This is a genomic window from Tannerella sp. (genome assembly GCF_030528505.1).
In the GTDB taxonomy this organism is placed as follows: Bacteria; Bacteroidota; Bacteroidia; order Bacteroidales; family Tannerellaceae; genus Tannerella.
On record NZ_JAUMYS010000035.1, the window covers coordinates 22,316 to 29,574 of the forward strand.

The following is a 7,259-nucleotide window of genomic DNA, read 5'->3' on the forward strand; positions in this document are numbered from 1 at the left end:
CCCCAACGAAAAGAAAAAATCCGGTCAGCCGTTTTTACGCTCTTTTGAGGGGCAAACGAGTTTTGGCATAAAATTTGTAAGACTTATGGGAGATATTACTAACTTTGCACAGACGAAGCATGAGAAGTATGAAGAATAATTATTCAAAAAAAGTAATCGACGTGATTGAATACAGTCGCGAAGAAGCTGCTCGTTTACAGAACAGCTACATCGGCCCGGAGCATTTGATGCTGGGCCTGCTGCGCGAAGGCAACGGCAACGCCGTAAGCATTCTTCAGGAGATGAATGTGGACTTGACACAGATCAAAAAAGAGATCGAACACGAAATACGAAATACGTATGAAACGGGCGAAATGCCGCTCAACGATATTACCATCAGCAAAAGTACCGAGCGCGTGCTGCGCATGAGCATGCTTGAAGCCCGAATATTTAAAAGCGAACGTACGCGAACCGAACACCTGCTGCTGGCGCTCCTGAAAGAGGAGTTTAACACGGCGGCGCAGATTTTGGGACGGACGGGGATCGATTATCGTGCCGTTTACGGCCGCGTGAGCGGTGAATCCGATATTGACATTGCGGAATTCGAAGAGATACGCGACGGGTTTACCGACGATGATGAGGAAGAAGACGATGCCTTTTCGTCGTCGTATTCTTCGTCTTCCTCGGGCCAGTCCGCACCGGGAGGGGCGCCGCGCGGCGCAGCCGGTACATCGCAGAAAGTGTCGAACGATACGCCGGTGCTCGACAATTTCGGGTCGGACATGACCCGGGCGGCTGCCGAAGGGAAGTTAGACCCGATCGTCGGACGCGAGAAAGAAATCGAACGGCTGGCACAGATTCTGAGCCGCCGCAAGAAGAACAATCCCGTGCTGATCGGCGAACCGGGTGTCGGGAAGTCGGCGATTGTCGAAGGATTGGCACAGCGCATCGTTCAGCGTAAGGTGTCGCGCATCCTGTTCGATAAGAGGGTGATCAGTCTCGATATGGCCTCCATCGTGGCAGGGACGAAGTATCGCGGACAGTTCGAAGAACGCATCAAAGCGGTGCTGAACGAGCTGACAAAAAATCCGAACATCATTCTGTTTATCGACGAGATTCATACGCTGGTCGGGGCCGGTTCGGCTTCGGGCTCGATGGATGCCGCCAATATGCTTAAGCCGGCGCTGGCACGCGGCGAACTGCAATGTATCGGAGCTACGACGCTCGATGAATACCGGAAGAACATCGAGAAAGACGGAGCCTTGGAGCGCCGTTTCCAAAAGGTGCTGGTCGATCCGACGACTCCCGAAGAGACCTTGCAGATTCTCAAGAATATCAAGGAACGGTACGAAGAGCATCATCACATGATTTATACGGATGCGGCGCTCGAAGCGTGTGTCAAACTGACAGAACGCTACATCAGCGACCGCAATTTCCCCGACAAGGCCATCGACGCGCTGGACGAGGCCGGTTCGCGTGTGCATATTTCGACCATTGTCGTGCCTCGCCATATCGAGGAGCTGGAAGCGAAAATCGAAGCGACCCGGAATGACAAACTGGCGGCCGTGAAGTCGCAGAATTTCGAGTTGGCGGCGAGCCATCGCGATACCGAGCGGCAATACATCATCGAACTGGAAGAGGCCAAAAAAAAATGGGAAGAAGAGATGGAGGAGCACCGTGAAACGGTCGATGCCGAGCAGGTAGCCGAGGTCGTGGCCATGATGTCGGGCGTACCCGTACAACGCATCGCACAGACCGAAAACATGCGGCTGCGCGACATGGGAGCGCTGCTCAAGGAGAAAATCATCGGACAGGATGAGGCGGTGGAAAAAATCGTCAAAGCCATTCAACGCAACCGCGTCGGACTGAAAGACCCGAACAAGCCCATCGGCACGTTTATGTTCTTAGGTCCTACGGGAGTCGGCAAAACGCATCTGGCCAAGAAACTGGCCGAGTTCCTGTTCGATACGCCCGACGCGCTGATCCGGATCGATATGAGCGAGTACCTCGAAAAGTTCGCCGTTTCGCGTCTGATCGGGGCGCCTCCGGGATACGTCGGTTATGAGGAAGGCGGACAGCTCACCGAGAAGGTGCGTCGCAAACCTTATTCCGTAGTGTTGCTCGACGAGATCGAGAAAGCGCACCCCGACGTGTTCAACCTGCTGCTTCAGGTACTCGACGAGGGCCGGCTGACCGACAGTCTCGGACGCCGCATCGACTTCAAAAACACGATTCTGATCATGACCTCCAATATCGGAACGCGCCAGTTGAAAGACTTCGGGCGGGGCATCGGCTTCCATCCGCAGGGACAAGGTGCGATGGACAAAGATTATTCGCGTGGCGTGATTCGTAAAGCGCTGGAAAAGTCGTTCGCACCCGAATTTCTGAACCGTATCGACGATATTGTCATGTTCGATCCGCTGGACAAAACCTCGATTCATCGGATTATCGACATCGAGCTGAAAGAGGTCTATCGACGGATCGACGGGCTCGGTTATCGGCTGGAAATCACCGACGAGGCGAAGGAATACATCACCTCGAAAGGGTATGATGTTCAGTTCGGTGCGCGCCCGCTGAAACGCTCGATTCAGAAATATATCGAAGACGAGATGGCCGGTATCCTCTTGCAGGACAACGTGGCACAAGGCGATACGATCGTGATCGGATATGATCAGGCAACGGACAAAATGACACACGAAATCAAAAAGGCGTGAGACGCGCCGGAAATTGTGTATAAGCAGACAGACAAAATGTCAGACCTGTGCGGTCTGGCATTTTTTTTGTCCGAAAGAGGCATAGAGAAAACAATAAAAACGAAAAATAAACAATATGGCAAATCACGAAACCAAGGGAAATATCGGTGTTACAAGCGAAAACATCTTTCCCGTCATCAAGAAATTTTTGTACAGCGACCATGAGATTTTTCTCCGTGAGCTGGTGTCCAACGCGATCGACGCGACACAAAAGCTGAAAACCTTATCGTCGGTCGGCGATTTCAAAGGCGAATTGGGCGACTTGTCCGTGCGCATCCGCATCGAAGGTGATAAACTGATCGTCTCCGACCGCGGTATCGGTATGACAGCCGAGGAGATAGACCGGTATATCAACCAGATCGCGTTTTCCGGCGCCGAAGAGTTCGTGCAGAAGTATCAGAACAACGCGGCTGCCATCATCGGACATTTCGGACTGGGATTCTATTCTTCGTTCATGGTGGCCAAGAAGGTCGAAATCGTTACCAAGTCGTATAAGGACGACGCTGTGGCGATGAAATGGAGCTGCGAAGGTTCGCCCGAATATCAGATGACGGAAACGACGAAAGACGATCGCGGTACAGACATCATCTTATACATCGACGACGACAACAGGGAATTCCTCGAAAAGAGCAAGATCACCTCGCTGCTGAACAAATATTGCCGTTATCTGCCCGTCCCCATCGTCTTCGGGAAGAAGCAGGAGTGGAAAGACGGTCAATACGTCGATACGGACGAGGATCAGATCGTCAACGAAACTCAGCCGGCCTGGATACGCAAGCCGTCGGAGCTGAAAGATGAAGATTACCGGACGTTCTACTGCGAGCTTTATCCGATGAGCGACGAGCCGCTCTTCTGGATTCACCTGAACGTGGATTATCCGTTCAACCTCACGGGCATTCTGTATTTCCCGCGCATCAAGAGCAACATCGATCTGCATCGCAACAAAATTCAGTTATATTGCAATCAGGTGTTTGTCACCGACTCGGTCGAAGGCATCGTACCTGAGTTCCTGACCCTGCTTCACGGCGTACTCGACTCGCCCGACATCCCGCTCAACGTTTCGCGTTCGTACCTGCAAAGCGACCAGAACGTGAAGAAGATCTCGGCGCATATCACCAAAAAAGTGGCCGACCGCCTCGAAGAAATCTTCAAGAACGACCGTCCGCAATACGAAGAGAAGTGGGACAGCCTCAAGCTCTTTATTCAGTACGGCATGCTCAGCGACGAGAAATTTTACGAACGCGCCGCCAAGTTCGCGTTGCACAAAGACGTAGACGGCAAATATTATACGTACGACGAATACCGGCAATTGATCAAGGAAAACCAGACCGATAAGGAAGGCTTCCTGACGTATCTCTACACCACGAACCCGAACGACCAGTACAGCTACATTCAGGCCGCTAAAGATAAAGGATACAGCGTTTTGATTATGGACGGACAGTTGGATGTGCATGCCATCAGTCAGTTGGAACAGAAGCTCGAGAAGACGAGGTTCGTGCGTGTCGACAGCGATACGATCGATCGTCTGATCCGTAAAACCGACGGCAACACGATTCACCTCGACGACAGTCAGAAAGAGGCCCTGCAGGAAATCTTTACAAGCCAGTTGCCCAAGATCGACAAAGTTGATTTCACCGTTTCGTTCGAAGCCTTAGGCGAGGCCGCCAACCCGGTGATGCTTACGCAAAGCGAATACATGCGACGGATGCGCGAAATGTCCGCCATGCAGCCCGGTATGTCGTTCTACGGAGAGATGCCCGACAGTTACAACCTCGTGCTCAACAGTGATCATGCCCTGATCAAGTCCGTACTGGCCGGCGAAGAAAAGGCTTGCACCGAAAAGTTGCAGCCCGTTCTGAACGATATCAAGGGATGGGAAGCTCGTCAAAGCGACTTGCGTGAAGCGCAGAACAAAAAGAAAGAAGACGAAATCACGGCTTCCGAAAAAGAAGACTTGGAGCATACGAACCGGAAACTTACCGAACTGCGCGGACAGCGTAATGCCATTCTGGCAGAATATGCCGCCGGTAATCCGATCATCGGCCAACTGATCGACCTGGCCCTGCTCGGTAACGGATTGCTCAAAGGTGAAGCGTTGAGTCGCTTCATTCGCCGGAGCGTCGATTTGATTCGGTAATCCGTTAGAAGTGAGATGTTCGACAGGTGAAAAAAAGGGGGGCAAAACCAAACGGGGAAGCCTCCCTTCTTTATATTAATCAAGTTTCGGACGAATCGACATTAGGCTGTCGGATGGATCGACATTAGGCTACCGGATGAACCGGTATTAGGCTACCTCATAAGCACGTATGAGTCGGTCTAATAAACGCTTATTAGGGCGTCTAATAAGGTCGTATGCTCCGGCCTGATAAAAACACGTGTGAGCACACTTATGCTGCGATTAAAAAATTATCGTGTACATTTGCGTCGTCGGATAAGAAGAAAACGTATGGAAAAAAACGATCTGAAAATAGTGTTTATGGGTACGCCCGAGTTTGCTGTGGCGAGCCTGCGCGCCCTTGTCGAGGGGGGCTATCGCGTTGTGGGAGTCGTCACCATGCCCGATAAACCGATGGGACGCCATGGCAGTGTGCTTCAGGCTTCGGCCGTCAAGCAATATGCCCTTTCGCAGGGGCTGCCCGTTTTGCAGCCCGAAAACCTCAAAGACGAACGTTTTATCCGTGAGTTACGTGCGCTGCAAGCTGACTTGCAGATTGTCGTTGCCTTCCGGATGCTGCCCGAAGTCGTTTGGGCGATGCCGCCTTGGGGCACATTCAACCTGCATGCCTCACTCTTGCCGCAATATCGCGGAGCAGCCCCCATCAACTGGGCGATTATCAACGGCGAGAAGGAAACGGGGGTAACGACTTTTTTCCTGAAGCACGAGATCGATACCGGACACATCATCCGTCGCCGCCGACTGTCCGTGGCCGAAACCGACGATGCCGGACGCGTACATGATGCACTCATGGACGCCGGAGCACAATTAGTGATTGAAACGGTCGATCTGCTGATCGAAGCCGATGGCATGATCGAAACCCTGCCGCAGGAAACGCTTTGCACTGACCAAGAGGAACTGCGCCCCGCGCCGAAGATTTTTAAAGAGACATGTCGTATCGACTGGCAGCAGTCTGTGGACAAGGTGTATGACTTCGTTCGCGGCCTCTCGCCCTATCCCGCGGCATGGACCGAGCTTGTCTTGCCTGACGGCCATCGCCCGGCGCTGAAAATATTTGCGACCGAGAAGAGGATGGAAAACCATTCGCTCGCACCCGGCGCGATCCGTACCGACGGTAAAAAACACCTCGATATTGCCGCCAAAGACGGGTTCATCCGTGTCAAAGAAGTACAGTTGGCCGGCAAAAAACGGATGGCGGTCAGTGATTTTCTGAACGGAGTCTCACTCTCGGACGCGAGAGTGGAATAAACCTGCCGGTCGCTCCGTCGTTGTTTCGTTCAACCCTTCAATACAATACAAAAGATGATGATGGTATTAGAGATTGTGTTAATTGTCCTCGGAGCCGTTTGCCTGTTGGGAGGACTGATCGGGAGCCTGCTCCCCGTGTTGCCCGGACCGCCGCTCTCGTACGGGGGATTGCTTCTGCTGCACTTCACCGAACGCGTAGAATTCACCACCACGCAACTCCTCGTCTGGTTCATGCTGGTGCTGTTGACTATCGCTTTCGACTATTTGATGCCGGTCTGGGGCGTAAAAAAATGGAACGGAAGCCGATGGGGCAATTGGGGATGCGTCGTCGGCACGTTAGTCGGTGTGTTCTTCTTCCCTCCATGGGGCATTCTGGTCGGCCCTTTCGTCGGGGCCGTAGCCGGTGAATTGTTGTTGGGACGACGCCATATCAGAGAAGCCGTAAAATCCGGATTCGGCGCATTCGCCGGCTTTCTGCTCGGCACGATATGCAAAATCGGCCTCTGCGGATGGTTTATCTATTGCTTCATCGCCGCGTTCGTCTGATTTTTTCGCGTGCCTCACCCGCTTTTTGTATCGCCTGCAAAAAAGAGAAACAAATCTTTTTTTTTCCAAAAATGAAATGGGGCTCTTTTTATTTTTCCCAGGGGGACACATTAAAATTGTATGCTTGTTAGTTGTTGAGGATTCATTCGAGCGTGTTTCTTTTGAATACGAGGGATTGAGGACCTCATATTTGTCTTTAGTTACCCTGTAATGAGTAAATTGATCTTTTGAATGATATCCATAATCTGCGCCACATTCTATCGCTCTTTCTATCCTTTCGTCTGCGTACCACTTTGTGTATCGACCTCAAGCCTTTCCGACGAGTTGACACTCCGTCAGCTTTTATCTCCAAGGGATTGAGAATGCTTTCATAGCGACGAGTTTCTATGCGTCCATGAGACAAATCCGTCTATTCGTTAAGGAGGATATATTTTTGAAACAGAGGATGGAATGATGCTTCTATTTCTACCCTCCCTTAACTATTTAAATATTATTAACTGCATTTTTATGTGTTTTTCATGCAATTTTTAAATGTAATAATTTTTTACTTGATAGAT

4 protein-coding genes and 1 pseudogene are annotated in these 7,259 nt (G+C 51.5%); 4 read left to right on the top strand and 1 reads right to left on the bottom strand.

The features are described from left to right. Window positions 1-128: 128 nt before the first annotated feature. From Q4A89_RS06995 to Q4A89_RS07010, 4 genes are all read left to right on the top strand, one after another. Window positions 129-2,693: an ATP-dependent Clp protease ATP-binding subunit gene (locus Q4A89_RS06995; protein WP_303184526.1), complete on the top strand. Its 2,565-nt coding sequence runs from the start codon at window positions 129-131 to the stop codon at window positions 2,691-2,693. A 115-nt stretch (window positions 2,694-2,808) separates the two neighbouring features. After that, a complete protein-coding gene (gene htpG, locus Q4A89_RS07000) occupies window positions 2,809-4,869 on the top strand; it encodes a molecular chaperone HtpG (RefSeq protein WP_303184527.1) in 2,061 nt (686 codons plus the stop codon). 309 nt (window positions 4,870-5,178) lie between these two features. Next, window positions 5,179-6,156, top strand: a complete 978-nt coding sequence (fmt, locus tag Q4A89_RS07005) for a methionyl-tRNA formyltransferase (protein WP_303184528.1) — start codon at window positions 5,179-5,181, stop codon at window positions 6,154-6,156. Window positions 6,157-6,213: 57 nt separating this feature from the next. Further along, the gene (locus Q4A89_RS07010; RefSeq protein WP_303184530.1) at window positions 6,214-6,702 is read left to right on the top strand and encodes a DUF456 domain-containing protein; all 489 of its coding nucleotides are present in this window, start codon (window positions 6,214-6,216) and stop codon (window positions 6,700-6,702) included. A gap of 110 nt (window positions 6,703-6,812) precedes the next feature. Here Q4A89_RS07010 and Q4A89_RS07015 read toward each other — a convergent pair. Next, window positions 6,813-7,168, bottom strand: a pseudogene (locus Q4A89_RS07015) (ISAs1 family transposase); the annotation flags it as partial. Between the last annotated feature and the right edge of the window lie 91 nt (window positions 7,169-7,259).